Raw genomic sequence first — 26,748 nt, forward strand, 5'->3', positions numbered from 1 at the left:
CCGTTCCGGGGAGGGGGTCGGCGCCGCGACCGGGGGCGTCACCGGCTCCGTAGCGGAGGTTCCATGAGCGCTTCGTCCACTGCGCCGCCCCGTGCGCAGGATCGCACCCGGGCCCGGGTCCGGCAGGGCAGCACGCTGTTGCGCTGGCTGTTCACCACGGATCACAAGGTCATCGGGAACCTCTACCTGGTGACGGCCTTCGGCTTCTTCCTGGTCGGGGGCGTGCTCGCGCTGCTGATGCGGGCCCAGCTGATGGGGCCGGACACCGGGCTGCTGTCGAACGAGCAGTACAACCAGCTGTTCACCATGCACGGCACGATCATGCTGCTGCTGTTCGCCACCCCGACCTTCGCCGGGTTCGCCAACGCGATCATGCCCCTGCAGATCGGCTCGCCGGACGTCGCCTTCCCCCGGCTGAACGCCTTCACCTACTGGGCCTTCCTGCTGGGCGGGCTGATGGTGCTGAGCGGCTTCCTCACCACCCAGGGCGCGGCCTCCTTCGGCTGGTTCGCGTACGCGCCGCTGAACGGTCCGCTGTTCTCGCCCGGGGCGGGCGGTGACCTGTGGGCGTTCGGACTGGTGGTGGCCGGCCTCGGCACCATCCTGGGCTCGGTCAACTTCATCACCACCATCACCTGCCTGCGGGCGCCGGGCATGACGCTGTTCCGGATGCCGATCTTCACCTGGAACGTGCTGTTCACCTCCGTCATGGTGCTGCTGGCCTTCCCGGTGCTGACCGCCGCGCTGCTCTGCCTGGAGGCGGACCGCAAGTTCGGCGCCCACGCCTTCGACGCGGCGAACGGCGGGGCGCTGCTGTGGCAGCACCTGTTCTGGTTCTTCGGCCACCCGGAGGTGTACATCGTCGCGATCCCGTTCTTCGGCATCGTCACCGAGATCATCCCGGTGTTCAGCCGCAAGCCGGTGTTCGGCTACTACGGGATGATCGGCGCGACCATCGCCATCACCGCGCTGTCCATGTCGGTGTGGGCGCACCACATGTTCGCCACCGGCCAGGTGCTGCTGCCGTTCTTCTCGATGATGTCCTTCCTGATCGCGGTGCCCACCGGGGTGAAGTTCTTCAACTGGGTGGGGACGATGTGGAACGGCTCGCTGTCCTTCGAGACCCCGATGCTCTGGTCGATCGGTTTCATGGTGACCTTCCTGTTCGGCGGGCTGAGCGGGGTGCTGCTGGCCGCGCCGCCGATCGACTTCCACGTCACCGACAGCTACTTCGTGGTGGCCCACCTGCACTACGTGCTGTTCGGCACGGTCGTCTTCGCCACCTTCGGGGGCTTCTACTTCTGGTGGCCGAAGATCACCGGGAAGCTGCTTGACGAGAGGCTGGGCAAGATCCACTTCTGGATCCTGTTCACGGGGTTCCAGACCACCTTCCTGGTGATGCACTGGCTCGGCGCCCAGGGGATGCCGCGCCGCTACGCGAGCTACCTGCCGGTGGACGACTTCACCGCGCTGAACGTCTGCGCCTCGATCGGCTCGTTCCTGCTCGGGGTCTCCAACCTGCCGTTCTTCTACAACGTCTGGCGGACCACCAGGTACGGCGAGAAGGTCGCCGAGGACGACCCGTGGGGCTGGGGCCGGTCGCTGGAGTGGGCCACCTCCTGCCCACCGCCGTCGCACAACTTCCACGCGCTGCCCCGGATCCGCTCCGAGTCGCCGGCCTTCGACCTGCACCATCCGGAGGTGCCGCCGGAGGAGGCCCCGGGCGGCGGCTCCGGCGTGCCGCAGGGCCGCAGCGGCGAGCGGGGGAGCGGACGGTGAAGGCGGAGGGGTGGCTGTTCACCGTCATGACGGTGTTCTTCGCGGTGACCGGACTGGTCTACGGCTTCTGGGCCCGGGAGCCGGCCGGCAAGGCGATCCTGACGGTGGCGTTCCTGATGTCCGGCCTGGTCGCGCTGTTCTGGTTCGTCCAGCACCAGCGGCTGGGCGGCGGCCGGGCGCAGGACCGCAAGGAGGCCGAGATCGCGGAGACCGCCGGGCCGGTGGGGTTCTTCCCGGCCCGCAGCGGTTACCCGGTGCTCGCGGCGGTCGGCGTGACGGTCTTCGCCCTGGGGCTGGTCTTCGCCCGGTGGCTGATCGTCGTCGGCGCCCTGGTGCTCGCGCTCGCCGTCGCCGGCTTCATCTTCCAGTACCGCGACCACGGCGCGGGCTGAGCCGGCGCAGCAGCCGTCGCAACGGGCCGCCCGGGGCGGGCCCGGGCGCGCGGACGGCCGGGGGAGCGGGGTGGGCCGGGGCGGTGAGGACGGCCGTCATCCGCTCCGACTCCAGCTCCGTGGAGGGGAGTTCGACCCGGTCGCGGTGGAACCAGGAGCTCGCCGCGGCCCGTACCCGCTGGTGCCGCGGCGCCCCCTCGGCGGCGGTGACCGGCTCCTCCGCGGCGCGCGCCAGCAGCACGTACCGCTCGGCTTCGGGCACCGGGCGGTGGTGGCCGGAGAAGCCTCCGTCGGGCGACTGGTCGATCCGGCCGGTCTCGTCGCCGTCCAGCAGCCGGGCGCGGTCCCTGGCCTGCAGGGCCAGGCAGAGGCGCCGGGTGAGCAGGAAGACCACCGGCGGCAGTACGATCAGCGCCGTGCGCAGCGCCACGGTGAGCGCGTTGACGGAGACCTCGAAGGCGTACGCGATCACGTCGTTGCCGCCGGCGACCAGCAGCACCGCGTAGAAGGTGGTCCCGGCGGTGCCCAGCGCGGTGCGGGTGGGCCGGTTGCGCGGGCGGTCGCACAGGTGGTGCTCGCCGGTGTCGGCGTCGAGCCACCGCTCGACGAAGGGGTAGGCGTACAGCGTCGCGAACAGCAGGGCGGGCACCACCACGGCGGGCAGGAAGACGTTCCAGGACACGGTGTGCCCGAGCACCCTGGTCTCCGCGGCCGGCATCAGCCGCAGCGCCCCCTCGATGAAGCCGATGTACCAGTCCGGCTGCGCACCCGTCCCGACCACGTCGGGGCGGTAGGAGCCGTACCGCCAGATCGGGTTGATCTCGGCGAGGAAGGCCGACAGCGCCATCACACCGCCCACCGCGAACATCAGGCCCACCGTACGGGTGAGGAACTGGGGGAAGAACGGCATCCCCACCACGTTGCGGTTGGTGCGGCCGGGGGCGGCCCAGTGGGTGTGCTTCAGCACCACCACCAGTGTCAGGTGCGCCCCGACGAGGGCCAGGAGCAGGCCGGGGACCAGCAGGACGTGCACGGTGAACAGCCGGGGGATGATCTCGGCCCCGGGGAACTGGCCGCCGAACGCGAACAGGGTGAGGTAGCTGCCGACCAGCGGCACCGAGAGCAGCACGCCCTCGGCGATCCGCAGGCCGGTGCCGGAGAGGGTGTCGTCGGGCAGCGAGTAGCCGGAGAACCCCTCCAGCAGCGCGAGGCTGAACAGTGTCACCCCGATCACCCAGTTGAGCTCGCGCGGGCGGCGGAACGCCCCGGTGAAGAACACCCGCAGCAGGTGCATCCCGATCGCCGAGGTGAACAGCAGCGCCGACCAGTGGTGGACCTGGCGGATCAGCAGTCCGCCCCGCACCTCGAAGCTGATCCGCAGGGTGGACGCGTACGCCTCGGACACCCGTACGCCGCTGAGCGGCAGGTAGGCGCCCTGGTAGACCACCTCGTTCATGCTCGGCCGGAAGAAGAGCGTCAGGTAGACGCCGGTCAGCAGCAGCACCACGAAGCTGTACAGCGCGAGCTCGCCGAGCAGGAAGGACCAGTGGTCCGGGAAGATCTTGCGCAGCAGCTCGCGGCCCGCCTCCGTGACCGGCAGCCGCCCGTCCAGGCGGGCGGTGAGGCGCTCGCCGGTGGACGGCTCGCGCCCGTCCGAAGCCCTGGTTTCGTCCACGGCAGGAACCTAGTGGGCCGCGCGGCGCACGGGGCGGCCGAGTGCTGCGGTTGCCGCGCCGGGCGTCGGCAGAGCACTCCAACGGCGGAACGGGCGCGGTCGTCCGGGCGGTGCGGGCGCGCGGTGCGGGCCGGTCCGGGCGGTCAGTCCGCCGCGAGCAGCCGGGCGAGCGCGGCTTCCACGTCGAGGTGCTCGGACTCCTCGCCGGCCGGCACCAGCAGGAAGGAGTCCGAGAGGAAGGCGCTGACCTCCCCCTCCGGCGCGCTGAGCACGGCCTGCGCGCCGTCGGGCCCCCTCAGGGTGATCAGGACCTCGCCCTCGTGCCCCGGGCTCACCCGGACGTCGCCGCTCCCGACCGGGGCGTGCCGGCCCTCGTTCAACAGCTCGCGGCTGAAGTACCAGCACACCTGGGCCTCGACCGGCACGCACGCGCAGGGCGTCAGCGGGAACGCCAGGCAGGCCGCGTACGGCAGGCTCGGGTCGAACCGCAGCTCCGCGACGACCGGGACGTCGGGCAGCGGACTGTCGGGGAAGGTGATGGGCATCGGGTGGACGGGCATCTGCATCGAACGACCCTCCTGTGGCCGTGAGGCCGGCCCCGGGCGGGCCGGCGACCCGGTCCGGCGCCTACCCGGTGTGCCGCGGCGCAGTCGACGGGCACCGAACTTCCACAACTCGCCCGTGCGCGTGGCCGTCCGGCCGGTACGGCCAAGGAGTGAAGGAGTGACGCGGGCCGGTCCGCCGGGGCATCATCGCGGGATGACGACGATCAGGACCCGGCGGGGGCGCCTCGGCATACCGGCACTGGCGGCGCTCGCCGTGCCGGCTGCGGGGTGATGATCCCCGACTCCACCCGGGTGGAGGCCTTCAACGGCTACCCGGACCACCGCGGCTGCGACGAGCCGCAGGGCGGCCACTGACACCACAGCCCTTACGGCGAGCGGAAGTTGACGACGGGCGGCGGAGGCGGTCCGCGTGAGAGGACAGGAGTCGGCAGGGTGCGACCGAGGGACGTCATCGACTGCGGGGCCTTCGCGCTGCGGCGCTGGCAGGGGCAACGGGACTTCACGGCGGCCCGCACGCTGATCGAGGAGTCCCTGGACCACCTGCGCCCCTGGGAGTCGTGGGTGGCCGGGCACGACGAGGAGCACACCCGGGCCCTGCTCGCCAGGTGCGACACCTGGTGGGCGAGCGGCGAGGTGTACACCTACGCCATCACCGAGGACGGCACCCCGGTCGGCATGTGCCAGACCGTCCGCGCGGACCAGCCCGGCGTCCGGCGCGTCGGCTACTGGCTGCACCCGGCCGCCACCGGCCGGGGCCTCGCCACCCGGGCGGTGGCCGCGCTGGCCGAGGAGATGTTCGCCCTGCCGGACGTGGCGTACCTGGAGGTCGTACACGACCGGGCCAACACCGCCAGCGCCGCCGTCCCGCGCCGCCTGGGCTTCACCGAACTCCGGCAGGAGCCGGCGGCACCGCCCGTTGCCCCGGCCGGCAGCGGGACCGCCGTGGTCTGGCGGCTGGACCGCCCGGGGCGCGCCGCCGGCTGACCGGCCCCGCGCAGCGCCGGGGAAGCGGGACGGGGTAGCCGACGCGGACCCCCGCCGCAATGACGACCTCCGACAAGCGCGGGCGGCATCTTCGTGACGGCAGGGCAGCGGCGGCGCCCGCCGGCGCGGATAGGCTCCGGACGACCGACACCATGATCACGATCTCCGGATCGGAGAGGGCGCCAAGCGCGTGAGCAACCAGCAGATCACCCCCAAGCAGCGGGGGCTACCTGATCGTCAACTCCCACCCGGCCGGCAGCGAAGCCACCGTCGACCGCCAGTGGCGGCGCATCGAGCCCGCGGCGCCGGCCGGCCGGGCCCCGGTCGCCCTGGTCCTCGGCGCCAGCGCCGGCTACGGCCAGGCGATCCTGCTCGCCGGGCTGCGCCGCCAGGGCATCCGCGGCATCGGCGTCGCCTACGAGGCCGCCGCCACCGAGCGGCGCACCGCCACCGCGGGCTGGTACCGCACCGCCGCGACCTCCGCCCTGGTCGAACGCCACGGGGGCGACTTCACCTTCGTCAACGCCGACGCCTACGCCGACGCCACCCGTGCCGAGGTGATCAAGCTCCTCACCGAGCGCTACGGCCCGGTCGACTACCTCGTCTACTCGCTCGCCTCGCCCCGGCGCACCGACCCGGCCACCGGCGAGGTCCACCACTCGGTGCTCAAGGCGATCGGCGCCCCGTACACCTCGCCGTCCCTGCTCTTCGAGGACGGAGCCCCGCGGATCGGCACCGTCGCCCTCGCCCCGGCCGACGACGCCGAGCGGGCGGCGACCGTCAAGGTGATGGGCGGCGAGGACTGGCAGCTGTGGGTGCGGGCCCTGGCCGAGGCGGACCTGCTCGGCCCCGACTTCACCACCGTGGCGCTGTCCTACGTCGGCTCCGAGCTCACCGCGCCGGTCTACCGGCAGGGCACGATCGGCGCCGCCAAGGAGCACCTGGAGGCCACCGCCGGGCAGCTGCGGACCGGGCTGCTCGCCGACCGGGGCCGGGCGTTCACCGTCGTCGCCGGCGCGGCCGTCACCCAGGCGTCCACCGCCATCCCCTCCATCGCCCTCTACACCTCGCTGCTGCGCAACGTCCTCGGCGAGGACGGCTGGCGCACCACCGACGACCAGGCCGTGGACCTCTGGGAGCAGCTGACCGGCGCGAAGGAGCTCACCCTGGACGAGCAGGGCCGCATCCGCCTGGACGGCTGGGAGCTCGACGCCGCCGTGCAGGAGCGGGTGCGGGAGCTGTGGGCCGACCCGGCGGCCGCGCTGGCCGCCGACCCGACCGGATCGGCCTGGTTCTACAACCAGTTCCGGCAGCTCTACGGTTGGGACGTCCCCGGCGTCGACTACACCGCCGGGGTCGAGACCTCGGTGCCCTGGCCCGAGTAACGCGAAGCGGCCCGCCGCCCCGCCCGGTCGGCGGGCGCACCGCCCCCCGGCCCGGGCCCTCGGGCCGGGGGCGGACAGCCGGCGCTCAGGCCGGTTCGGGCGCCCCGACCGGTTCCGGCGTCCGGACCGGTTCGGGCGGCCACGGGCCGTGCTCCGCCACCTGGGCGCGCAGCCCGCGCAACGCCCGGGCGGAGGCGATCCCCACCGCTCCGCTGACCAGGCCGTCCCGGACGCAGACGGCGGCGAAGCGGTGTTCCGCCAGGCTGCCGTCGACCACCTCGAAGTGCTCGGCGCCGCCGGGCCGGCCGAACACCTGGACCCGCAGCCCGTACTGGTCGGTCCACAGGTACGGGACCGGCCGGTAGGCCTGGCGGGCGCCGTCCGGGCCGGCCAGCAGGTTCCGGGCCGCGTGCACGGCCTGCTCGGAGGCGTTGGTGCGCTGTTCGACGCGCCGGCGCCGGCCGGTGCGCGGGTCGGGCCAGGAGGCGGCGTCCCCGGCCGCCCAGACGCCGGGGCCGGCGGCGCAGTAGGCGTCGCAGACCACGCCGTCGTCCAGCGGGACGCCGCTGCCGGCCAGCCACTCGGTGGCCGGTTCGGACCCGACGGCCATCAGCACGGCGTCGGCCGCCAGTTCGGAGCCGTCGGCCAGCCGGACGCCCGCGGCCCGGCCGCGTCGTTCGAGCAGTGCGGTGGCCACGCCCCGGTGGAGCCGCACCCCGTGCTCGCGGTGCAGGTCGGCCAGCAGCGCGGCCGTCTCGGTGCCCAGGACGGCGGCCAGCGGCGTGGCGGTGGAGGTCAGCCAGGTGACCTCGGCGCCGAGACCGACGGCGGTGGCCGCCGCCTCGGCGCCGAGCAGCCCGCCGCCGACCACCAACAGCCGTACGCCCGGGCGCAGTTCCTCGCGCAGGGCGAGGGCGTCGGCGAGGGTGCGCAGCACGTGCGCCCCGGGCCGCGGCGCGTCGGCGCCGGGCAGCCGGCGCGGGCGGACCCCGGTGGCCAGGATGACGGCGTCGCAGCGCACCGTCCGGCCGTCGGAGAGCCGTACGGTCCGTTCCCGCCGGTCCAGCCGCTCGGCCCTGGCCCCGAGGCGCAGGTCGAGCCTCAGCTCGTCCAGCGCCTCGGGGCCGCGCAGGGCCAGGCGCTCGGGCTGCCACTCGCCGCCGAGCACGTGCTTGGACAACGGCGGCCGGTCGTACGGCGGTTCGGGCTCGGCCCCGATCAGGGTGAGGCGGCCGTCGTAGCCGGACCGGCGCAGCGCCTCGGCGGCGTGCAGCCCGGCCGCGCCCGCGCCGACCACGGCCACCTCCCGCAGTGCGGTCACACCTGCTCCAGCTGGATCGCCGCGGCCGGGCAGACCGCGGCGGCGTCCCGGACGGCCTGGTGGAGCCCGGCGGGCGGCCGGGCGTCGAGCAGGACGACGATGCCGTCCTCGTCGCGCTGGTCGAAGACGTCGGGGGCGGCGAGCACGCAGCTCCCGGCGCCGCAGCACTTTTCCTGGTCGATCCGGACGAGCATGGTCTTCCCTTCGGAACGGGTGCCCCGGTTGCGGTGGACTCCGCGGCGGGGCAGGTGGGTCGGTGCGGTCGTGGCGGCTCCCCGGGGGAGCCCGGTCACCAGGAGACGGGCAGTTCGTGGAGGCCGTAGACGAGCATCTCGCCGCGGAAGGGGACCTCCTCGAACGGTACGGCCAGGCGCAGTTCGGGCAGCCGCCGCAGGACGCTGGTCAGCGCGATCTGCAGCTCCAGCCGGGCCAGCGGCTGTCCCAGGCACTGGTGGACGCCGAAGCCGAAGGCCAGGTGGCGGCGCGCGTCGCGGGTGAGGTCGAGCTCGTCTCCGCCCGGGAACTCCCGCTCGTCCCGGTTGGCGGTGTTGACCATGCAGATCACGCCCTCGCCCGCCGTGATCCGCACGCCGGCCACGTCGACGTCCTCGGTGGCGACCCGGGTCAGGCCGGAGTGCACGATGCTCAGGTAGCGCAGCAGTTCCTCGACCGCGCCGGGCACGGACTCGGGGTGCTTGCGCAGGTGGTCGAGCTGGTCGGGGTTGCGCAGCAGGGCGAGCACGGAGAGCGAGGTCATGTTCGCCGTCGTCTCGTGTCCGGCGACGAGCAGCAGCCGGCCCATGCCGGCGATCTCCTCGGTGCTCAGCTCGCCGCGCTCCACCAGGCGGCTGAGGATGCTGTCGTCGGGCCGGGCGCGCTTGGCCTCGGTGAGCTCGACCAGGTAGGCGCCCAGCTCGGCCTGAGCGGTGGAGACCTCCTCGGCGGTGGAGGCGCGGCGCAGCAGGACGCGGCTGCAGCCCTGGAAGAAGTCGTGGTCCTGGTAGGGGACGCCGAGCAGCAGGCAGATGACCAGCGAGGGCAGCGGCAGCGCGAACTCCCGGACCAGGTCGGCGCTGGTGCGTCCGTCGGTCATCCGGTCCAGCAGCTCGTCGGCGATCCGCTGGATCTCGGGGCGCAGCGCCTCGACCTTCCTGACCATGAACTCGCCGGTCAGCATCCGGCGGAAGTGGGCGTGCTCGGGGTCGTCCATCCGGATGATGGTGGGCCGGCCGGTGTTCAGCTGCCGGGCGCCTTCGCTGACGAAGGGGAAGCCGGGGCGGGTGGAGTCGGCGCTGAACCGGGGGTCGGAGAGGACCGCCTTGATGTCCTCGTGGCGCGTGACCAGCCAGCTGGTGGAGCCGTCCCACAGGGTGACGCGGCTGACCGGCTCCTCCCGACGGGCCTCGTCGTAGGCGGGCGGCGGGGCGAACGGGCAGGCGCCGCGGGCGGCGGGGTGGGTGAACCGCGGCGTCTTCTCGGCGGTGGCCATCGGTGAATCCCCTTCCGGGAGTTGAGTCGGGTCCATATTTACGTGCCCAAAGCAACTAACTGAACGTCACGCTAACTCGCGTTCCGTGGTGGCGAAAGGGGCGCGCGGACGCCGGCCGAAACTGTCCGAAATCCGGCCGTGGCTCCCCGTTGCTGCCACGGCCGTCCCGGATCGCTAAGGTTCCCCCATGTCGGACGAAGAAGACGCCGAGGACGGTCGGACCGCCGCCACCGAACCGGGGGGCCTGGACGGACTGGAGGACGTCCTGGACACCCTGGCCTACCTGCTGACGCGCTCACAGGAGCACGAGCGCCGGATGGCGAGAGCCGGTGTCACGGCCGCGCGCTCGGACGTCTACCTGCTGCGCGCGCTCGTCGAGACCGACGGGCCCAGCCGGGTGAGCGACCTCGCCGCCCGGCTGATGGTCAAGTCCTCCCACGTCACCAGGCAGATCGACCGCCTCCAGGGGCAGCGGCTGGTGGAGCGCACCCAGGACACCCAGGACCGACGGGCCCGCAGGGTGGCGATCACGGCCGACGGACGGGAACTGATCGACCGTCTGAAACAGGCCAACCTCGCCTCCCTGGGCAACGTGCTGGACGGGGTCCCCGAGCCGGACGTCGCCGCCACCGTCAGGGTGCTGCGCCACCTGATCGACCGGTACGTGCACCGGGTGCGCATCGGCCTCACCGAGGACGACCCGCTCCCGGACCGGGCGGACGCCGGCGCCCCCCGGCCGGCGGCCCGGCTCGGCACCGCCGCGTACGACGGCGGTTGAGCCGGGGGAGCACCCGGGTACGTCACCCGGCATGTCGGACGAGAAGAACCGCGCCGTGGCCGAGGCGATCCTCCCGCTGGTCGGTGGCGCCGCCAACATCCGCTCGGTCGCCCACTGCATGACCCGGTTACGGCTGGGCCTGGCGGACCGCTCCCTGGTCGACACCGAGGCGCTCCGGGCGCTGCCGGCGGTCCTGGGCACGGTCGAGGACGACACCTACCAGATCGTGCTCGGGCCCGCCGCCGTCGCCGGGGTCACCGCCCAGCTGAACCGACTCCTGGAGCGCCCCGGCGCACCGGCCGGGGCGGTCGGAGCGGTCGGAGCGGTCGGAGCGGTCGGAGCGGCCCGGGCGGGCGCACGGGAGCGACCGGGGCCCGCCCCCACCGCCGAGGAACTCGCCGCCCGCGGCGAGCGCATCCGGACACGGGCCCGGGTGCGCAACGCGACCCCGGTGAAGCTGGCGCTGCGCCGGATCGCGAACATCTTCGTCCCGCTGATCCCCGCCCTGATCGGATGCGGGATCGTCGCCGGCCTCTCCGGGGCCCTCGCCAACCTCGGCTGGGCGCCGGCGCTGGTCACCGCCCTCGGACCGGTCTCCGCCGGATTCATGTCCCTGATCGCCGTCTTCGTCGGCTACAACACGGCGAAGGAGTTCGGCGGCACACCCGTGCTCGGCGGAGCCGTGGCCGCCGTGATCGTCTACGCCGGGGTCGCCAAGGTGGAGGCCTTCGGCCACCACCTCACCCCCGGGCAGGGCGGCGTGGTCGGCGCGCTCGGCGCCGCGCTGCTCGCGGTGCACCTGGAGCGCTGGACCCGCCGGCTGGTGCCCGCCGCCCTGGACGTCCTGGTCACCCCCACCGTCACCGTCCTGCTCGGCGGGCTGGCCGCGCTGTTCGGTCTGATGTTCGTCGCCGGGGAGGTCTCCACCGCCATCGGCCACGGCGCCACCTGGCTGCTCGCCCACGGCGGGCTGCTCGCCGGGCTCGTGCTCGGCGGCCTCTTCCTGCCGCTGGTCATGCTCGGCCTGCACCAGGCGCTGATCCCGATCCACACCACCCTGATCCAGCAGCAGGGCTCCACCGTCCTGCTGCCGATCCTCGCCATGGCCGGTGCCGGGCAGGTCGGCTGCGCCGTGGCCGTCTACCTGAGGCTGCGCCACAACGCCTCGCTGCGGGCCACGATCAGGTCCGCGCTCCCGGCGGGCCTGCTCGGTGTCGGCGAGCCCCTGGTCTACGGCGTCACCCTGCCGCTGGGGCGCCCCTTCGTCACCGCCTGCGTCGGCGGCGCGGCCGGTGGCGCCTTCGTCGGGGTGGCCGGCCAGCTCGGCGGCGCCGTCGGCTCCACCGCCATCGGCCCCTCCGGCTGGGCCCTCTTCCCGCTGCTGGCCGGTCCGCACGGACTGCTCGCGGCCGCCGCCGTCTACGGTGGCGGGCTGCTGACCGGCTACCTGGTGGGCTTCCTGGCCACCTACTTCTTCGGCTTCACCCGCGAGACCCTCGCCGAGTACGACTCCGCCACCGGCGCGGACGGGAGCCCGGAAGCGGACCGGGCCGCCGCCGAGCGGGTCGGCGACGGCCGGGGCAGGTGAGGCCGGGGGAGCGGTGCGGGCGGTCAGGTCGCCAGGAAGCGTTCCCGGTGCACCTGCTCGGGCGGACCCCGGCCGAGGCGGCGGCGTGCAGCTCACCCCCGCCCAGCCGGTCACCCACGCGGCCTGACTCGGTCATGGAAACTCCAGGACTCGTGGTGCCGTCCGGGCGAGGCGGCGGGACGGGGCCTCGGCGCGTCCAGGACGGGGCCGCCGCTGATGGCGCATCAGGGCCGGAGGACCCCGATCCGGGGCCCGGGAACCCCGCGGCCGCGCGGCCGCCGCATCGTGTGGGCACCCGATCGGGTGCCACGGGCGCCGCGTTCAGCGGACACCGTGCGCGCGTCGCACGCGCCCGGCGAGCCGGATGATCACACTCCGAGGGCCACATTGTGCTCGAACGATGAAAGGACCGAGGTGAAGCCCAGTCAGGATCCGGTGACGACGCTCACCTGGAGACGCCGATTCGGCAGGGCGGTGGGCACCGCCCTGGCCCTGACACTCGTCCCCTTCGGAATGTCCCTCGTCTCACCGACGGCGGCGCAGGCGGCCGGCCTCCCGGGAGGCCTGGGGCCGTGCCTGGGCGCCGACTGCCCGGCGACCTTCCCGCCCGTCAACAACGGGCCCTTCGCGGGCCGTGACGCCGGCGTGAACATCTTCGTCGGCGGCGACTTCCACGTGCGCGAATCGGCCGCGGAGGCCGAGGGGCACGTGGTGACCCTCGGCGACTTCGACGTGAACAAGGCAGCCGGAGTCAGCTCCGTCTACAACATCGGCATCGTCGGCGTCGGCTCGCGCGTCCCCCCGCCGGACGGGGCCGACTTCCTCACCGCCGGGGGCAACGTCACCGTGGCCCCGGGGCAGTCGCTGCTGGCCGAGGGCGGCGTCGTCCGCTACGCGGGCACGGCCACCGGCACCATCACGGGCACGAAGATCCACGACGCCCGGGCCGTGGCCGCCTACACGCCGCTGCGCGGGGAGCTGCAGACCGCGAGCCAGTGCTACGCCGGGGTCAGCGCGCCCCGCCCCGCCACCGGAACCGCCGTCAACCAGGGGTTCCAGACCCTGTTCACCGGTGACGGCACCTCCGCACTCCAGGTCTTCAACGTCGACTTCGACCTCGTCGGGCGCGGTGGCTCCACCCAGGGCATCGCGTTCGCAGGGATCCCCGCGAACGCGACCGTGCTGGTCAACCTGGTGGGCGGCGCCCGCACCATCAACACGTACAGCGGCAGCCTCCAGGACACCGATCCCTGGAACCAGCTGCGCGAGCGCCTGCTGTGGAACTTCCCCACCGCGACGACCGTCACCCTCACGGGATCGGGGCAGTTCCAGGGCAGTGTGCTCGTCGGCAACCCGGCCAGCACCGCTTCGATGAGCCTGCCCGGTCTGAACGGACGGTTCTTCACCACCGGCACGCTGCTGCACAACTCCGGCGGCGGCATGACCGGGACCGAGTTCCACGCCTACCCCTTCGACGGCGACCTCCCGGACTGCAACCCGCCGGCCCCGACCGGCTCGACCAGCGTCACGAAGGTCGACTCCGCCACGGGCCAGACCCTGGCGGGCGCGACCTTCCAGCTGTGGCGCGAGACCAACGGCGTCGCGGGCCTGCAGACTTCGGGGACCACCCCGGACACCAAGGTGGGCGCCCCCTGCACCACCGCGAGGAACGGCCTCTGCTCCGCCGCCGACCTCCCGCTGGGCACCTATTACTGGGAGGAGACCCAGGCGCCTCCGGGCTACGACCTCCCGCAGCCCGCGGTGACGACGGTGGTCCTCGACACGGCCGGGCAGAACGTCCCGATCACCGTCAGGGACACCCTGAGCCCGGTCGAGGAGACCGGGTCCACCAGCGTGACCAAGGTGGACTCGGCGACGTCGCTGCCGCTGGCGGGGGCGACCTTCCAGCTGTGGCGCGAGACCAACGGCGTCGCGGGCCTGCAGACCACCGGGGCGACCCCGGACACCCCCGTGGGTGCTCCGTGCGTGACCCCCGCGTCGGGTGTCTGCTCCGCGACCGGCCTGCCGCTGGGCACCTACTACTGGCAGGAGACCGCGGCGCCTCCCGGGTACGACCTGCCCGAGCTCAACGTGACCACGGTCGTGCTGAACACCAACGGGCAGAACGTCCCGGTCACCGTCGCCGACACCGAGACGGCCGCCCCGACGGCGTCCACCAGCGTGACCAAGGTGGACTCGGCGACGTCGCTGCCGCTGGCGGGGGCGACCTTCCAGCTGTGGCGCGAGACCAACGGCGTCGCGGGCCTGCAGACCACCGGGGCGACCCCGGACACCGCCGTGGGCTCCCCGTGCGTGACCCCCGCGTCGGGTGTCTGCTCGGCGACCGGCCTGCCGCTGGGCACCTACTACTGGCAGGAGGTCTCGGCCCCCGACGGGTACGAGCTGCCCGACCTCAACGTGACCACCGTGGAACTGGACGCCAACGGGCAGAACGTGGCGGTCACCGTCGCCGACGCCAAGACCGTCGCTCCGACCGGTGCCACCAGCGTCACCAAGGTCGACTCCGTCACCGGACAGCCGCTCGCCGGAGCCTCCTTCCAACTGTGGCGCGAGAGCAACGGCGTGGCCGGCCTCCAGACCTCCGGGGCGAACCCGGACACGGCCGTGGGTTCGGCGTGCGTGACGCCCGCGTCGGGTGTCTGCGTCGCGGACGGCCTGCCGCTGGGCACGTACTACTGGCAGGAGACGGCGGCGCCTCCCGGCTACGACCTGCCGCAGCCCGCGGTGACGACGGTGGTGCTGGACACCGACGGGCAGAACATCCAGGTCACGGTGAAGGACGTGAAGTCGGTCGTGCCGACCGGGTCCACGTCCGTCACCAAGGTGGATTCGGCGACCTCGCGGCCGCTGGCGGGTGCGGTCTTCCAGCTGTGGCACGAGACCAACGGCGTGCCCGGTCTGCAGACCGGCGGGACGAACACGGACACCGCCGTCGGCGCTCCGTGCGTGACCCCCGCGTCGGGTGTCTGCTCGGCGACGGGCCTGGCGCTGGGTACGTACTACTGGCAGGAGACCTTCGCTCCTCCCGGCTACGAGCTGCCGCAGCCCGCGGTGACGACGGTGGTGCTCGACACGGCCCGGCCGGACGTCCAGGTCACCGTCAAGGACGCGAAGTCGTCCACCCCGCCCGGGTCCACCTCCGTCACGAAGGTGGACGCCGACACCGGGAAGCCGCTGGCGGGTGCGACCTTCCAGCTGTGGCGCGAGACCAACGGCTTCGCGGGCCTGCAGACCGACGGGACGAACCCGGACACCCCCGTGGGCGCTCCGTGCGTGACGCCCGCGTCGGGTGTCTGCTCCGCCGCCGACCTGCCGCTGGGCACGTACTACTGGCAGGAGACGCAGGCGCCTCCCGGCTACGAGCTGCCGCAGCCCGCGGTGGCCACGGTCGAGCTGACCGAGGACTGCCCCTGCGTGGAGATCACGGTCAAGGACAGCAAGGAGTGCCCGCCGCCCCCGTGCCCGCCCACCCCCTGCCCACCGGACGACGACTGGCGTGCGGTCGCGCGGTACACCCCCGTACCGGGCTTCCTCTGGGCGAAGAACGCCTGAGGTGACCAACCGGCCGGAGGAGTCGCGAGCGGCTCCTCCGGCCTCGTCGTGCCGGTCCGGTGCCACAGTGCTTCGGCAGGCGGCGCCCGGGGCCCTACGATGTCGCCATGACCGGGAGCCTTCGGATATCAGGTGCACACCATGCGCAGGAGCATCGGGACGACGAGCGGCTGGACGCCGCGGCCGGCATCCTGGCGCTGCTCGCGGACCGCACCCGGCTCGCCCTGCTCCAGCGGCTGAGCGCCGGTGAGGCGGACGTGACCACGCTCACCGAGGCGACCGGAGCCCCGCGGACGTCGGTCAGCCAGCACCTCGGCAAGCTCCGGCTGGCGGGGCTGGTCACGACCCGCAAGGACGGCCGGCGCGTCGTGTACGCGCTGCGCCACGGCCATCTGCGGAGGCTGGTCGACGAGGCGCTGAGCGTCGCCGACCACCAGATCGGCGGGCTCCCGCCGCACGACTGACCCCCGCTCGACCGATTCTCCGGCCCGTGCCCTCCGGGGTGCGGGCCGCTTCCCGGTCAACATGTGCACATGCGTGCACATGTTGACCTATCCTGGTGGTGTCGTCCTGCCGCGCCCAGTCGAGCGGGGTCCCCATGCTGTCCGTGCTGCGCAACCGCACCTATCTGCACCTGTTCGCCGCCCAGACCGTCGCCCTGGTGGGCACCGGCCTCGCCACGGTGGCGCTCGGCCTCCTGGCGTACGACCTCGCCGGAGCGGACGCCGGATCGGTGCTCGGCACCGCGTTGGCGATCAAGATGCTCGCGTACGTCGGCATCGCTCCGGTGGTCTCCGCGCTGGCCCACCGCATCCCGCGGCGGCGGCTGATGGCCGCCTCCGACCTCACCCGGGCCGCGGTGGCCCTCACCCTGCCGTTCGTCACCGAGGTGTGGCAGGTCTACGTCCTGATCTTCGTCCTGCAGTCCGCCTCGGCGGCGTTCACCCCGGCCTTCCAGTCGGTGATCCCCGAGGTGCTGCCCGCGGAGCGCGAGTACACCCGCGCCCTGTCGCTGTCCCGGCTCGCCTACGACACCGAGAGCCTGGTCAGCCCGGTGCTGGCGGCCACCCTGCTCGCCCTGATCAGCTACAACTGGCTGTTCTGGGGCACGGCGGCCGGGTTCCTCGCCTCCGCGGCGCTGGTGCTCTCCGCCGTCCTGCCGAAGCCCGTTCGCCCGGAGCCGGTGCGCCCGGAGCCGGTCCGCCGGGAACGGGCCGGTGTCCTCGCGAGGTCCGGACGCGGCACCCGGCTGTTCCTCGCCGTGCCCCGGCTGCGCGCGATGCTCGCCCTGGACCTCGCGGCGGCCGCCGCCGGGGCGATGGTGATCGTCAACACCGTCGTCTACGTCCGCGGCCAGCTCGGCCGCCCGGCCGCCGACGTCCCGATCGCGCTGGGTGCCTACGGGGCCGGGTCGATGGCCGTGGCGCTGCTGCTGCCCCGGGTGCTGGACCGGGTCCCGGACCGGATCGTCATGCTTCCGGCGGCCTTCGGCATCGTCGGGCTGCTCGCCCTGCTCGCCGCGCTCACGGCCGCCGGGCCGGGCGCCTGGCGCTGGCCCGTCCTGCTCGCCGTCTGGTCCGCCTTCGGCGCGGCCGGCTCCCTGATCCTCACCCCCACCGGCCGCGTCCTGCGCGACTCGGTGGCCACGGAGGACCTCCCCGCCGTCTTCGCCGCCCAGTTCTCGCTCTCCCACGGCTGCTGGCTGCTCACCTACCCCCTGGCCGGCTGGCTCGGCGCCGCGCTGGGCCTCGGCGCGGCCTCCGTCGCCCTCGGCGGTGTCGCCCTCGTCTCCGGTGTGCTGGCCGCCCGGGCCTGGCGCTCGGTGCCCGGGGCGGGGAGCGCGACCGGCCGGGCCGCCGGCTCCGCTCCCGTCGGGCCTGCCGGGCGGAAGGTACGGCCGCGCGGCCTGAGCGGAGTGCCGCGGGGTGCGGGGGCGGGGAGGCGGTTGCCGGGGTAGCGCCTGTCCGGCGGGACGGTCACGGCTGCTCCCCGGCCCGCAGTTCGGTGGCGATCTGCCGCCGACCGGCGACCAGTGCCTCCGCCACCACCCCGAGCCCGACCAGCAGGGCCAGGCCCGCGGCGGGCAGCAGCACCGGCAGCAGGGTGGGGGTGACGACGTCCCCGACCCTGGCGCCGACCAACGTCGAGATGTCGAACGCGCCGCCCAGCAGGGCGACCGCCGCGGCCGCGACCAGGCCGCCGCCGACAGCCGTGGCCAGCGTCCGCGGCAGCGCCTCGGTGACGATCAGTGCCAGGCCCTGGCGGGGCCGCAGGCCCATGGTGCGCAGCCGGGCGAGCAGGGCCGTACGGTCGGCCGCAGCCCGGACCAGCGTCAGCAGCACGGCGAGCAGGGCGTACCCGGCTCCGGCCGCCGCCGCGTACCAGAACAGCCGCTCGGCGGCGTGCTGCAGCGGGTCGTCGCCGAGCGCGGCGGCGGTCTCCCGGCTGCTGTGCACCGTGAATCCGGCGGGCAGGCCGTGGGTGTCCTTGCCGACGGCCGTGGCGCTGTCCGCGATCAGCTTGGCCAGACCGACCGGCCGGGCGCCGCTGTTGTCCCGCAGGGCGGTCCTGACCCCTTCGGGGTCGATGTCGCCGACGGCGAACCACTGGTTCGGCCGCCGGGCGTCCGGCAGCCGCTCCCAGGCGGCGCCGGCCGAGACGACGGCGAACGGCTTGCCCGGGTCCGGCAGCGCGGGGGTGGCGGCGACGATCCCGGCGACGCCGAGGCGCAGGTTGTTGCCGTTGGGCGTGCGCACCTGGGACGGCCCTGCGGCCAGGCGCTCCGCCAGGTCGCGGCTGACCAGCGCGGGCACCGGGGTGTCCCGGCCGCCGGGCGTCCCCGCCAGCTTCGCCGCGTCGAACCCGTCGACCCCGAGGGTCCGGGCGATCTCCGCGTACGCCGCCGGATCGGCCACCATCACCAGGTAGGCCTCGGTGGCGCTCCGGTCGTCGTCGACGATGCGGACCTTGGGCTGGATCTGGACCGCGGTCGAGGCCCGGACGCCCGGCAGGGCGGCGGCGGCCTCGGTGAACGACCCGGTCAGGGTGGCGTAGTCCGGGAGGGAGACGGCGATGTCCCCGCCCGTGGCGATGCGCGCCGCGCGGGTCCGTACGTGGTCGACGGTGTCGAGCACGGTGGCGCCGAAGCCGGTGGTGGTGACGGCGATCAGCAGGGCGAGCAGCGGCAGTGCGGAGGGCTTGCGGCGGCCGGAGCCGTCGCGGGCGGCCCGGGCGAGGCCGAGGAAGCCGATCAGGCCGCGGCCCCGGCCGACCAGGGCGGCCAGTCGGCCGACCGCCACCGGCTCGATCCGGGCCAGCACCAGTCCGCCGGTGACGGCGAGCAGGAGCGGCGCGGCGACCAGCAGCGGGTCCACCCCGGCCCCGGGGTGGCCGACGCCCCGGCGCCGGACCTCCGCCACGGCCGTGGCGGTGACCGCCAGGACGGCGAGCTCGCCGACCAGTCGGCGCCGGCCGCCGACCGGCCGCCGCCGGGACCGCAGCAGGGCCGCGCGAACCGGAAAGGCCAGCAGCGCGACCAGGGTCGCGACCAGCGCCGCCAGCACCGCGCGCTCCCACCGGGCGGTGGGCAGCAGCACCAGGGCGAGGGCCGTGCTGAGCACGGCGGCGGGCAGCACGGTGACCGCGCCCTCGGCGAGCAGCCGTCGCAGCACCCCGGCGCGGGAGCCGCCGCGGGCCCGGAGCAGCCGGATCTCGGCGGCGCGCCGGTCGGTGGTGAGTGCGGCGGTCAGGAACAGCACCACGGTGGCGACGCCCGCGACACCGGCCGGGCCGATCGCGCTGAGCGGCAGCGTGGCCCGGTGGCGCCGGTCCGCCTCGGTGAGGATCTCGGGCAGACCCGAGACGGTGTGCAGGTCGGCGCGCCTGGTCCGGTCGACCAGGGCGGTGGCGTCGCGCCCGGTCAGGAAGGACGTGATGACGCCGCGGGTGCTGTCGATCCGGTCGGCGCGCAGTGAGGCGGGGTCGACGGACAGCCGCCAGAAGTTCTCGGCGTTCGAACCCCAGCGGACCATCGCGGGCAGGCTGCCGCCGTCGACGAACCCGCTGGTCGACCAGTGCTCGTGGTCGGCCCGGGTGTTCAGGCAGGCGCGGGCCGGGCAGCCGAGCTCGTCCCAGAACGGGTCCTGGGGGTCGTCGACCTGGTAGAGGCCGACCACCACGGTGGTCCGCTCGGCACCCGAGTTCTCGGCGCCGTTGTCGATGACGTCACCGAGCTTGATGTGGATGGTCTCCGCGGCCTGCTTGCTGACCACGATCGGCAGCGGGCCGCCGACGGTGCCGGGGGTCGGCCAGGTGCCCTCGGTGAGGGTGGCCCGGGAGGCCAGGTCGTGCAGGTAGAGCAGGCCGAGGGCCGGGTAGGGCTCCTTGTCGGAGATGTGGGCGTACCCCGGATTGGCCATGGAGTGCTCGCTCAGGGCGCGGGCGCCGTAGGCCTGGTTCCGCTGGGCCAGCGTCAGCTGCCCGCCGACCTGCTCGACGAGCTGCTGCTGCACCCGGTCGAGTGCGGCGGCGGTGTCGTCGTCCCGCGTCTTGGAGGTGGTCTGCAGGCTGGTCGGGTGGAGGCCCTTCTGCCGGACGAAATCCTGGAGCGCCGTGTCCGCGCCCCGGTCCGCGACGCGGGGGAAGGCCGCCGCCAGGAAGACGGTGACGAACGCGAGGGCCGCCATGAGCAGCGCGGCCGGCGGGTTCGCCCGCAGTCTGGTGCGGACCCAGGGGGCGGGGCGGTGGGCGTGGGCGGAGTCGGGGGCGGGCGCGGGGGTGGGCGCGGTGGTGCCGGCCTGGGTGGTCACATCTCCCCTTCGTCCTTCGGCCGCTTCCCACGGGCATGCCGGCGCGGTGATCACCGGCCTTCGGTCGCCGGATAGCGGACGATGCTGTCAGATTCGGTCGGCGAGCGGAAGGGATTCGCGCCGATCGAGTAAGTAATGGAATCTTTCCTGGAATTGGCGGCATCGGCGCCAGGGGAGAAGCCCTTGAAAGGGCGTGCACATTTCACAACTCCGGCTTCGGTTCACTTCTTTGACCTGGGAACTTCCCATTCGGGAACATTCCCGCCCCGGAGGCTGAACCCGAGCCGCCTCCGTATCCGTTGTGCCGGCGTTCCGTTCTGCTGAGGCCGGCTCAGGAGCTGGTCCAGGAAGGCCGAGGCGTTGCTGCCGGGGGTGAGCGGCTTGAAGGTGACGCCGTCCTTAGTCCAGGAGACCGTGCAGTCGGCGCTGCCGGTGGCCATGTTCAGGGTGAGGGCGGCGACGGCGACGGCTAGCGTCTTCGGGGACGTGCGCGGAGGCTCCCTGGCGCTCGGGTGGTTCCCCCGGGCCTCCCGGGACCGGCGGGGCCCGGCAATCCCGGTGCGCCGAGCAGGGTCATCACCCGTGGTGACGGGCCCTCGCTGTGCTGCTGTGCGGTGGGGAGGTCAGCCGAGTTCGTTCTTGTGGACGACGCCGCCCCTGACGATGAGGCGCAGGTTGCGTTCGGGGTCGGCGAGGACGGACAGGTCGGTGGTCGGGTCGCCGTCGACGACCAGGAGGTCGGCCCAGGCCCCCGGTGCGATGACTCCGAGCGGCGCCGCCCGGTAGGGGTCGCGGCGACCGGACATGCGGAACAGTTCGGCGTTGCCGGAGGTGGCCAGCCTCAGGGCCTCGACGGGGCTGAGGTGGTCGCCGAGCCGGACGAGCATCTCGTTCTGCCGGTGGGCCTTCCCGGGACCGAACACCAGGTCGGTGCCGAAGGCGAGCCGCACGCCGTGCCGCTGTGCCCAGCCGAAGGTACGGGCGACGCCCTCGCACACCTCGCGGTTCTTGCGGTCGCTGTCCGGGGAGGCGTAGTGGTGGTCGTCGACCTCGAACGGCTGGGTGCTCAGCCACACGTTCTTCTGCGCGAGGTGGCGGACGGTGTCCTCGTCGACGAGGTGTCCGTGCTCGATGCAGCGCACCCCGGCGTCCACCGCGCGGCGCACGCCCTCGGAGGTGTAGACGTGCGCGGCCACGTAGGTGCCCCAGTCGGCGGCCGCGGCCACCGCCGCCTCGAGTTCCGGGGTGGTGAACTGCAGGACGTCCAGCGGGTCGAACTCGGAGACGACACCTCCGCCGGCCATCAGCTTGATCTGCGCCGCGCCCTTCCTCAGCTGCTCGCGCACCGCGGCGAGCACCCGCTCCGGCCCATCGGCCACCCGCGTGAACCCGAGCTGTTCGGTGCGGGCCTGCGGACCGCCCAGGGCGGTCGGGGTGTCGTAGGCGGTCCCGAAGTCACCGTGGCCGGAGGTCTGGGACACGGCCGCCTGGCTCGGGTAGATCCGCGGGCCGGGGAACAGCCCGCGGTCGAGGACCCGCCGCAGCGGCTCGGTGTCGCCGGCCATGTCCCGGACGGTGGTGAAGCCGCGCATCAGCATCTCGCGGGCCGAGGCCAGCGCCTGGTAGTAGACGGCGCCGGTCGATCCGAGCTGCAGCTCCGCCATGGTGCCGCCGATCGCGAACAGGTGGACGTGCGCGTCGGTGAGCCCCGGGATGAGCGTGCGGCCGCCGCCGTCGAGCACCGTCGCCCCCTGGGCGCTTCGCGGGGACGGGGCGCCCGGCAGCACCTCGGCGATCCTGTCCCGCTCGATCCGGACGTGCCCCGGCACCGCCTCCGGGCCGATCCCGTCGAAGACGCGCACGTTCGTCACCAGCAGCCCGGCAGCGGAGCCGTCGACACCCATGCCGCCATCCTCGCCCGGCCGGGGGACCGCCACCAGACGGCACACCCGGGCGGAGGCGGTCAGGCAACCGGCTCAGCCCGCGGGCGCCCAGCACTCCGGGCTGACGACGGCGCGAGAACCGTCGGGGCCGAGTCCTGGCCGGGGCGGGCGGCCTCGGCGGGCACCTGCGGCAGGGCGGCGTGCCGGGTGATCTGGCTGGTCAGCGGGTACGGCAGCCAGTCCTCACCGAATCGGAGCTGCCCGCCCACCGCCGGGTGGTTGCGGGCGGCGGCGATCACCTCGGTGGTGGTCGGCCGGTCCTCCGGCCGTTTGGCCAGGCATTGCCGGAGCAGTTCGCGAAGGCTCTCCGGGACCCGGTCGAGGTCGGGCTCCTCGTGGACCGTCCGGTAGAGCGCCGCAGGGTCCGGTCCGTCGCCGAAGGGCGGGGTGCCGCCCGCGACGTGGACGCCGAGGGCGCCCAGGGCGTACACGTCGGTGGCCGGTGTCGCGCCCTGGCCCACGGCCTGCTCGGGGGCCATGTAGGCGGGCGAGCCGATCCGCAGTCCGGTGCCGGTCAGCGCGCTGGCGTCGGCCGCGCGGGCGATGCCGAAGTCGATCACCCGGGGGCCGTCGGCGGCGATCAGCACGTTGGCCGGCTTGAGGTCGCGGTGGACCACCCCGCTGGCGTGGATCGCCTGAAGCGCCTCGGCGATGCCGGCCAGCAGCAGCAGGACGGTCCGTTCGGGGAGTGGGCCGAAGCGCTGCACCACCTGCTGCAGGGACGGGCCCGGCACGTAGGTGGTGGCCAGCCACGGCGTGGCGGCGTCCGGGCCGGCGTCGATCAGCTGGGCGGTGAACAGGCCGTGGATGCGCCGGGCGCTGGCCACCTCCTGGGCGAACCGGGCCCGGAACTCGGGGTCCTCGGCCAGCTCGGGCCGGATCACCTTGAGTGCCACCGGCCGACCGCCCGGGGTGTACGCCAGGTAGACCCGGCCCATGCCGCCGGCGCCGAGCCGTGCGTACAGCAGGTGGCCGCCGATCTCGCGCGGGTCGTCCGCGGTCAGCGCCTGGAAGACCGGCTGGAGGGCGAAGGGGGATCGGTCAGCGGACATGCGGGCTGCCTCTCTCGGCGGACAGGGACGGGACGCGGAGCCGTCCAGGCCCGGGGTGGGCAGGCGACGGCTCGCTGGCGCCGCAGAGTTTAGAGGTTTCGTCAGGATCCGCCGAATCCGCCCCCGGCGACCGGGGCTGCCCGACCCGGTCGCGGGGCGTCCAACTCTGCCTCGATCGCGCCGCGGAGCAGCCGGCGCGCCTGCTCGATCGGCAGCGAACCGCTCAACCAGCGCACGCTGAGGCCTTCCACCAGTGCGGTCAGGCGTTCGGCGGTGGCCGTGTGGAAGGGGGCGGTGCCGTCCGGGGCGGCCTGGGAGAGCAGGCCGGCGATGTCGTGGACCCAGCCGTGGGTGCTGCGGGCGAGGTCCCGGCGCAGCTCCGGTTCGAACACGGCGGTAGCCCGCAGCTCGCCCCAGGCGGTGCTGTTCTCGCGGACCTCGGTGGTGTCCTGGAGCTCCAGCAGCAGGACCTGTTCGAGGTCCGCGCGCGGGTCCTTGTGCTGGTTGTGGCCCTGGTCGGGGGCGGGGCGGTCCTCGGTGGTGTAGTGGTCGGCGCGGTCGCCGATGTACTCCAGTGTCTGCCGCAGGATCCCCGCCCGGTCGGTGAAGTGGTAGTAGATCAGTGCGGTGGACACGCCGGCCTCGGAGGCCAGCTCGCCCATCCTCAGTCCGCGCACCCCGCGTCGGGCGATGACACGGGTGGCGGCCTGGAGTATCGCTGTCCGGCGGTCTGACATGGACGCCAACTGTACCCGCCCCGGATGCGGTCTTGACGAAGTCCTGACTATTTTGTCAGTCCTTTTGGTTTGGTTCGGCCTACAGGGTTGACTGAATTTTCAGTGAGGTACAGGATGCGGGGCAACCCCCACATCTCTCCCACCACTTCCAGGGAGCGTTTCATGATCATCTCCACGTCTTCCGAGGCCACCCCCATGCCCTCGCGCAGAAAGCTGCTCCAGTTCGGAGCCGCGGCCCTGCCGGTGTTGTCCCTCGGCGCGGTGCTGCCCACCGCCGCTCACGCGGCGGGCACCGACCACGCCCCGGGCGACTTCGCTCCGAGCACGGACTACGCGTCGAGCGCCGGTCTCCAGGCGGCCACAGCCACTCCGCCGCTGCGGATGCCGGCCGAGACCGACCGGCACGACCGCACCTTCATGGCCTGGCCCGCCCTGTCCGCGATCTGGGGCCGACAGCTCTCCGGCGTCCGCGACGACATCGCCCGGGTCGCCTACGCGATCTCCAAGTACGAGCCGGTCGTCGTGCTGGCCCGCCCGAGCCAGGCCGCTGACGCCCGGTACTGGCTGGGCCGGGGCAGCACCCACGGCATCACCGTGCTGGAGATCGCCAACGACGACCTGTGGATCCGGGACTTCGGCCCGACCTTCCTCACCGCCCCGGGCGCGGTCGCCGGGCTCGACACCAACTTCAACGGCTGGGGCAAGAGCGGTACGTCCTACTACCAGCCCTACGCCGAGGACGCCGCCGTCGCGGCCACCCTGCTCCACGGCTACGGCGTCAACCGGATCACCGCCCCGTTCACCGGCGAGGGCGGCTCGCTGGAGACGGACGGCCAGGGCACCCTGCTGGCCACCGTCAGCTCGCTGGTCAACGCCAACCGCAACCCCGGCATGTTCCAGGACCAGGTCGAGCAGGCCCTCAAGGACGGCCTCGGCGTGAGCAAGGTGATCTGGCTCCCGGGCCTGGCCGGCCAGGACATCACCGACGGCCACATCGACTGCCTGGCCCGCTTCACCGCGCCCGGCCGGGTCATCCTCGACCAGCCCGGCCCGGGCACCGCGCAGATCTGGATCGACGTCTACCAGGAGTCCAAGCGGATCCTGGCGAACGCCACCGACGCGCAGGGCCGCCCACTGGCCATCACGGAACTGCCTGGCCCGGACCGGCAGTTGATCCGCGGCAGGGGCAAGGACTTCCTGTCCAGCTACACCAACTACTACACCGCCAACGGCGCCGTGTTCGTCCCGCAGTTCGGCGACGCGGTGGCCGACGGAGCCGCCTACGCGATTCTCCAGGCCGCCTACCCGGACCGCGACGTCGTCCAGCTGAACATCGACAACATCGCCAGCGGCGGTGGCGGCATCCACTGCGCGACCCAGTCCCAGCCCAGCGTCCCGCCGGCCGTCTGAGTCACCACCCGAGACTCCCGGCGGCCCGCAGGCCAACCCCACGGAGCGGGCCGCCGGGTCCACCGTTCCACCCGCACACCCGATCCCGAAGAGGTATCCCGTGACCGTCCCGTACCGCATGCCCGCCGAGTGGACCGAGCACGAGGGCTGCCTGATGGCCTGGCCCGTCCGTGAGGACCTGTGGGGCGCCACGCTCGCCGAGGTGAAGCGCGAGTACGCCGAAGTCGCCCGCACCATCGCCGAGTTCGAGCCGGTGACGATGGTCGCCCCGCCCGGCCACGGCGAGGAGGCACGCGCGCTGTGCGGCGCGGGCGCCGCCGGCGTCACCGTCGTCGAGCTGCCGCTGGACGACTCCTGGTTCCGCGACTCCGCGCCGATCTTCGTGCTCGACGCCGAGGGCCGCCGGGCCGGCGTGGACTTCCGCTTCAACGCCTGGGGCGGCAAGCACCACCCCTGGGACGCCGACGACCGGATCAGCGGCCTGCTGCTGGAGCACCTCGACGTCCCGGCCGTCCGCTCCGAGATGATCCTCGAGGGCGGCGCGATCACCGTCGACGGCGAGGGCACCCTGATCACCACCGAGCAGTGCCTGCTGCACCCCAACCGCAACCCCGGCATGAGCCGCGAGGAGATCGAGGCCGAGCTCAAGCAGCGCCTCGGCGTCACCAAGGTGATCTGGCTGCCCTACGGCGGGCTGCTGGACACCGAGACCGACGGCCACGTGGACGGTGTCTGCGCCTTCGCCGCCCCCGGCAAGGTCGTCGTCCAGCTCCCGGCCGACCCGGAGCACCCCGACTACGCCCGGATGCGGGCCAACCGCGCCGTGCTGGAGCACTCCACCGACGCCCAGGGCCGCCCGTTCGAGATCGTCGACGTGCCGCAGGCCGCCTTCGTCGAGGTGGACGGCCGCGAGGTCGAGGTCGGCTACCTCAACTACTACCTGGCCAACGGCGCGGTCGTCGTCCCGGTGGCCGACCACCCCGCCGACGAGGGCGCCCTCGCCGTGCTGGCCGGGGCGTACCCGGGCCGCAAGGTCGTCGGCGTCCGCTCCCGGGTGATCGCCTGGGGCGGCGGCGGCATCCACTGCATCACCCAGCAGGTCCCGGCCGCCCGCGCCTGACGTCCCCCTGCGCGGCCCGCCGGAAGCAGGGCCGTACGCTCACCCAACCCTCACCAGCGGCCGGACCCGACCATGGTCCGGCCGCCAGCGGTCCGGACCGGACGCCCGCGAGACCGCGCGGCCCCACGTCCTCTCCCCGCTCCGACCG

Annotated in this window: 20 protein-coding genes and 1 pseudogene; 12 read left to right on the forward strand and 9 right to left on the reverse strand. The window is 73.8% G+C overall.

Going from position 1 to position 26,748, the window contains the following annotated elements; genetic code table 11:
* The first annotated feature begins 63 nt into the window (after window positions 1-63).
* Together ctaD and ctaF are read left to right on the forward strand one after the other, a co-directional pair.
* Entirely contained in the window at window positions 64-1,779 is a 1,716-nt protein-coding gene (gene ctaD / locus ACWDBE_RS17470; protein ID WP_449790892.1) for an aa3-type cytochrome oxidase subunit I, read from the forward strand.
* Window positions 1,776-2,171 carry an aa3-type cytochrome oxidase subunit IV gene (gene ctaF, locus ACWDBE_RS17475; protein ID WP_449790893.1) on the forward strand — a complete coding sequence of 132 codons (396 nt, stop codon included), beginning with the start codon at window positions 1,776-1,778 and terminating at the stop codon, window positions 2,169-2,171. Before ctaD ends, ctaF begins: the two co-directional genes overlap by 4 nt.
* On the opposite strand, the gene qcrB is transcribed toward ctaF, so the two are convergent.
* Window positions 2,137-3,846, reverse strand: coding sequence for a cytochrome bc1 complex cytochrome b subunit (gene qcrB, locus ACWDBE_RS17480; RefSeq protein ID WP_449790894.1), 1,710 nt, complete (start codon window positions 3,844-3,846; stop codon window positions 2,137-2,139). The two genes, ctaF and qcrB, sit on opposite strands and share 35 nt — an antisense overlap.
* A 143-nt stretch (window positions 3,847-3,989) precedes the next feature.
* Window positions 3,990-4,412 carry an SsgA family sporulation/cell division regulator gene (locus ACWDBE_RS17485; RefSeq protein WP_449808459.1) on the reverse strand — a complete coding sequence of 141 codons (423 nt, stop codon included), beginning with the start codon at window positions 4,410-4,412 and terminating at the stop codon, window positions 3,990-3,992.
* 432 nt (window positions 4,413-4,844) lie between these two features.
* Between ACWDBE_RS17485 and ACWDBE_RS17490 the strand changes: the two genes are divergently transcribed.
* The 3 genes and pseudogenes from ACWDBE_RS17490 to ACWDBE_RS17500 all read left to right on the forward strand — a co-directional run bounded on the left by ACWDBE_RS17490 (window position 4,845) and on the right by ACWDBE_RS17500 (window position 6,781).
* Window positions 4,845-5,396 (forward strand): GNAT family N-acetyltransferase, encoded by a 552-nt coding sequence (locus tag ACWDBE_RS17490; RefSeq protein WP_449790896.1) that lies wholly within the window; start codon window positions 4,845-4,847, stop codon window positions 5,394-5,396.
* Window positions 5,397-5,629: 233 nt separating this feature from the next.
* A pseudogene (locus ACWDBE_RS17495) lies at window positions 5,630-5,773 on the forward strand (enoyl-[acyl-carrier-protein] reductase FabV); the annotation flags it as partial.
* Between the two features lie 108 nt (window positions 5,774-5,881).
* Window positions 5,882-6,781, forward strand: a complete 900-nt coding sequence (locus tag ACWDBE_RS17500; RefSeq protein WP_449808527.1) for an enoyl-[acyl-carrier-protein] reductase FabV — start codon at window positions 5,882-5,884, stop codon at window positions 6,779-6,781.
* Between the two features lie 85 nt (window positions 6,782-6,866).
* Here ACWDBE_RS17500 and ACWDBE_RS17505 read toward each other — a convergent pair whose 3' ends face one another.
* The 3 genes from ACWDBE_RS17505 to ACWDBE_RS17515 form a co-directional block, all read right to left on the reverse strand.
* Window positions 6,867-8,102: an NAD(P)/FAD-dependent oxidoreductase gene (locus ACWDBE_RS17505; protein WP_449790898.1), complete on the reverse strand. Its 1,236-nt coding sequence runs from the start codon at window positions 8,100-8,102 to the stop codon at window positions 6,867-6,869.
* Window positions 8,099-8,296 (reverse strand): ferredoxin, encoded by a 198-nt coding sequence (locus ACWDBE_RS17510; protein ID WP_449790899.1) that lies wholly within the window; start codon window positions 8,294-8,296, stop codon window positions 8,099-8,101. Before ACWDBE_RS17510 ends, ACWDBE_RS17505 begins: the two co-directional genes overlap by 4 nt.
* 95 nt (window positions 8,297-8,391) lie before the next feature.
* Window positions 8,392-9,591 carry a cytochrome P450 gene (locus tag ACWDBE_RS17515; protein WP_449790900.1) on the reverse strand — a complete coding sequence of 400 codons (1,200 nt, stop codon included), beginning with the start codon at window positions 9,589-9,591 and terminating at the stop codon, window positions 8,392-8,394.
* A gap of 187 nt (window positions 9,592-9,778) precedes the next feature.
* Here ACWDBE_RS17515 and ACWDBE_RS17520 point away from each other — a divergent pair, with 187 nt between their 5' ends.
* The 5 genes from ACWDBE_RS17520 (at window position 9,779) to ACWDBE_RS17540 (ending at window position 17,487) form a co-directional block, all read left to right on the forward strand.
* On the forward strand, window positions 9,779-10,369 hold the full coding sequence (locus ACWDBE_RS17520) for a MarR family winged helix-turn-helix transcriptional regulator (RefSeq protein WP_449790901.1): 591 nt from the start codon (window positions 9,779-9,781) through the stop codon (window positions 10,367-10,369).
* A gap of 31 nt (window positions 10,370-10,400) precedes the next feature.
* Window positions 10,401-11,957 carry a PTS transporter subunit EIIC gene (locus ACWDBE_RS17525; RefSeq protein WP_449808460.1) on the forward strand — a complete coding sequence of 519 codons (1,557 nt, stop codon included), beginning with the start codon at window positions 10,401-10,403 and terminating at the stop codon, window positions 11,955-11,957.
* A 513-nt stretch (window positions 11,958-12,470) separates the two neighbouring features.
* Entirely contained in the window at window positions 12,471-15,530 is a 3,060-nt protein-coding gene (locus tag ACWDBE_RS17530) for a SpaA isopeptide-forming pilin-related protein (protein ID WP_449808461.1), read from the forward strand.
* A 107-nt stretch (window positions 15,531-15,637) separates the two neighbouring features.
* Window positions 15,638-15,994 carry an ArsR/SmtB family transcription factor gene (locus ACWDBE_RS17535; RefSeq protein ID WP_449790904.1) on the forward strand — a complete coding sequence of 119 codons (357 nt, stop codon included), beginning with the start codon at window positions 15,638-15,640 and terminating at the stop codon, window positions 15,992-15,994.
* A 134-nt stretch (window positions 15,995-16,128) separates the two neighbouring features.
* A complete protein-coding gene (locus ACWDBE_RS17540) occupies window positions 16,129-17,487 on the forward strand; it encodes an MFS transporter (RefSeq protein WP_449808462.1) in 1,359 nt (452 codons plus the stop codon).
* Between the two features lie 19 nt (window positions 17,488-17,506).
* Here the strand turns inward: ACWDBE_RS17540 and ACWDBE_RS17545 are convergent, their stop codons facing one another.
* The 4 genes from ACWDBE_RS17545 to ACWDBE_RS17560 form a co-directional block, all read right to left on the reverse strand.
* Window positions 17,507-20,338: a hypothetical protein gene (locus tag ACWDBE_RS17545; RefSeq protein WP_449808463.1), complete on the reverse strand. Its 2,832-nt coding sequence runs from the start codon at window positions 20,336-20,338 to the stop codon at window positions 17,507-17,509.
* A 623-nt stretch (window positions 20,339-20,961) separates the two neighbouring features.
* Window positions 20,962-22,242, reverse strand: a complete 1,281-nt coding sequence (locus tag ACWDBE_RS17550; protein WP_449808464.1) for an amidohydrolase family protein — start codon at window positions 22,240-22,242, stop codon at window positions 20,962-20,964.
* 59 nt (window positions 22,243-22,301) lie between these two features.
* The gene (locus tag ACWDBE_RS17555; RefSeq protein WP_449808465.1) at window positions 22,302-23,333 is read right to left on the reverse strand and encodes a serine/threonine-protein kinase; all 1,032 of its coding nucleotides are present in this window, start codon (window positions 23,331-23,333) and stop codon (window positions 22,302-22,304) included.
* A 101-nt stretch (window positions 23,334-23,434) separates the two neighbouring features.
* Window positions 23,435-24,070, reverse strand: coding sequence for a TetR/AcrR family transcriptional regulator (locus tag ACWDBE_RS17560; protein ID WP_449790908.1), 636 nt, complete (start codon window positions 24,068-24,070; stop codon window positions 23,435-23,437).
* Between the two features lie 162 nt (window positions 24,071-24,232).
* Between ACWDBE_RS17560 and ACWDBE_RS17565 the strand changes: the two genes are divergently transcribed.
* Complete coding sequence (locus ACWDBE_RS17565) at window positions 24,233-25,480, forward strand: agmatine deiminase family protein (RefSeq protein ID WP_449808466.1); 1,248 nt, start codon at window positions 24,233-24,235, stop codon at window positions 25,478-25,480.
* 100 nt (window positions 25,481-25,580) lie between these two features.
* Window positions 25,581-26,600: an agmatine deiminase family protein gene (locus ACWDBE_RS17570; protein WP_449808467.1), complete on the forward strand. Its 1,020-nt coding sequence runs from the start codon at window positions 25,581-25,583 to the stop codon at window positions 26,598-26,600.
* Window positions 26,601-26,748: the final 148 nt, after the last annotated feature.

It is taken from the genome of Kitasatospora sp. NPDC001132, assembly GCF_053598415.1.

Excerpts from the sequence above, each read along its gene's own strand:
- ctaD (WP_449790892.1), top strand. The coding sequence starts at position 64 with ATGAGCGCTTCGTCCACTGCGCCGCCCCGTGCGCAGGATCGCACCCGG.
- ACWDBE_RS17485 (WP_449808459.1), bottom strand. The coding sequence starts at position 4,412 with ATGCAGATGCCCGTCCACCCGATGCCCATCACCTTCCCCGACAGTCCG.
- ACWDBE_RS17510 (WP_449790899.1), bottom strand. The coding sequence starts at position 8,296 with ATGCTCGTCCGGATCGACCAGGAAAAGTGCTGCGGCGCCGGGAGCTGC.
- ACWDBE_RS17515 (WP_449790900.1), bottom strand. The coding sequence starts at position 9,591 with ATGGCCACCGCCGAGAAGACGCCGCGGTTCACCCACCCCGCCGCCCGC.
- ACWDBE_RS17520 (WP_449790901.1), top strand. The coding sequence starts at position 9,779 with ATGTCGGACGAAGAAGACGCCGAGGACGGTCGGACCGCCGCCACCGAA.
- ACWDBE_RS17525 (WP_449808460.1), top strand. The coding sequence starts at position 10,401 with ATGTCGGACGAGAAGAACCGCGCCGTGGCCGAGGCGATCCTCCCGCTG.
- ACWDBE_RS17530 (WP_449808461.1), top strand. The coding sequence starts at position 12,471 with ATGTCCCTCGTCTCACCGACGGCGGCGCAGGCGGCCGGCCTCCCGGGA.
- ACWDBE_RS17535 (WP_449790904.1), top strand. The coding sequence starts at position 15,638 with ATGACCGGGAGCCTTCGGATATCAGGTGCACACCATGCGCAGGAGCAT.
- ACWDBE_RS17540 (WP_449808462.1), top strand. The coding sequence starts at position 16,129 with ATGCTGTCCGTGCTGCGCAACCGCACCTATCTGCACCTGTTCGCCGCC.
- ACWDBE_RS17550 (WP_449808464.1), bottom strand. The coding sequence starts at position 22,242 with ATGGGTGTCGACGGCTCCGCTGCCGGGCTGCTGGTGACGAACGTGCGC.
- ACWDBE_RS17555 (WP_449808465.1), bottom strand. The coding sequence starts at position 23,333 with ATGTCCGCTGACCGATCCCCCTTCGCCCTCCAGCCGGTCTTCCAGGCG.
- ACWDBE_RS17560 (WP_449790908.1), bottom strand. The coding sequence starts at position 24,070 with ATGTCAGACCGCCGGACAGCGATACTCCAGGCCGCCACCCGTGTCATC.
- ACWDBE_RS17565 (WP_449808466.1), top strand. The coding sequence starts at position 24,233 with ATGATCATCTCCACGTCTTCCGAGGCCACCCCCATGCCCTCGCGCAGA.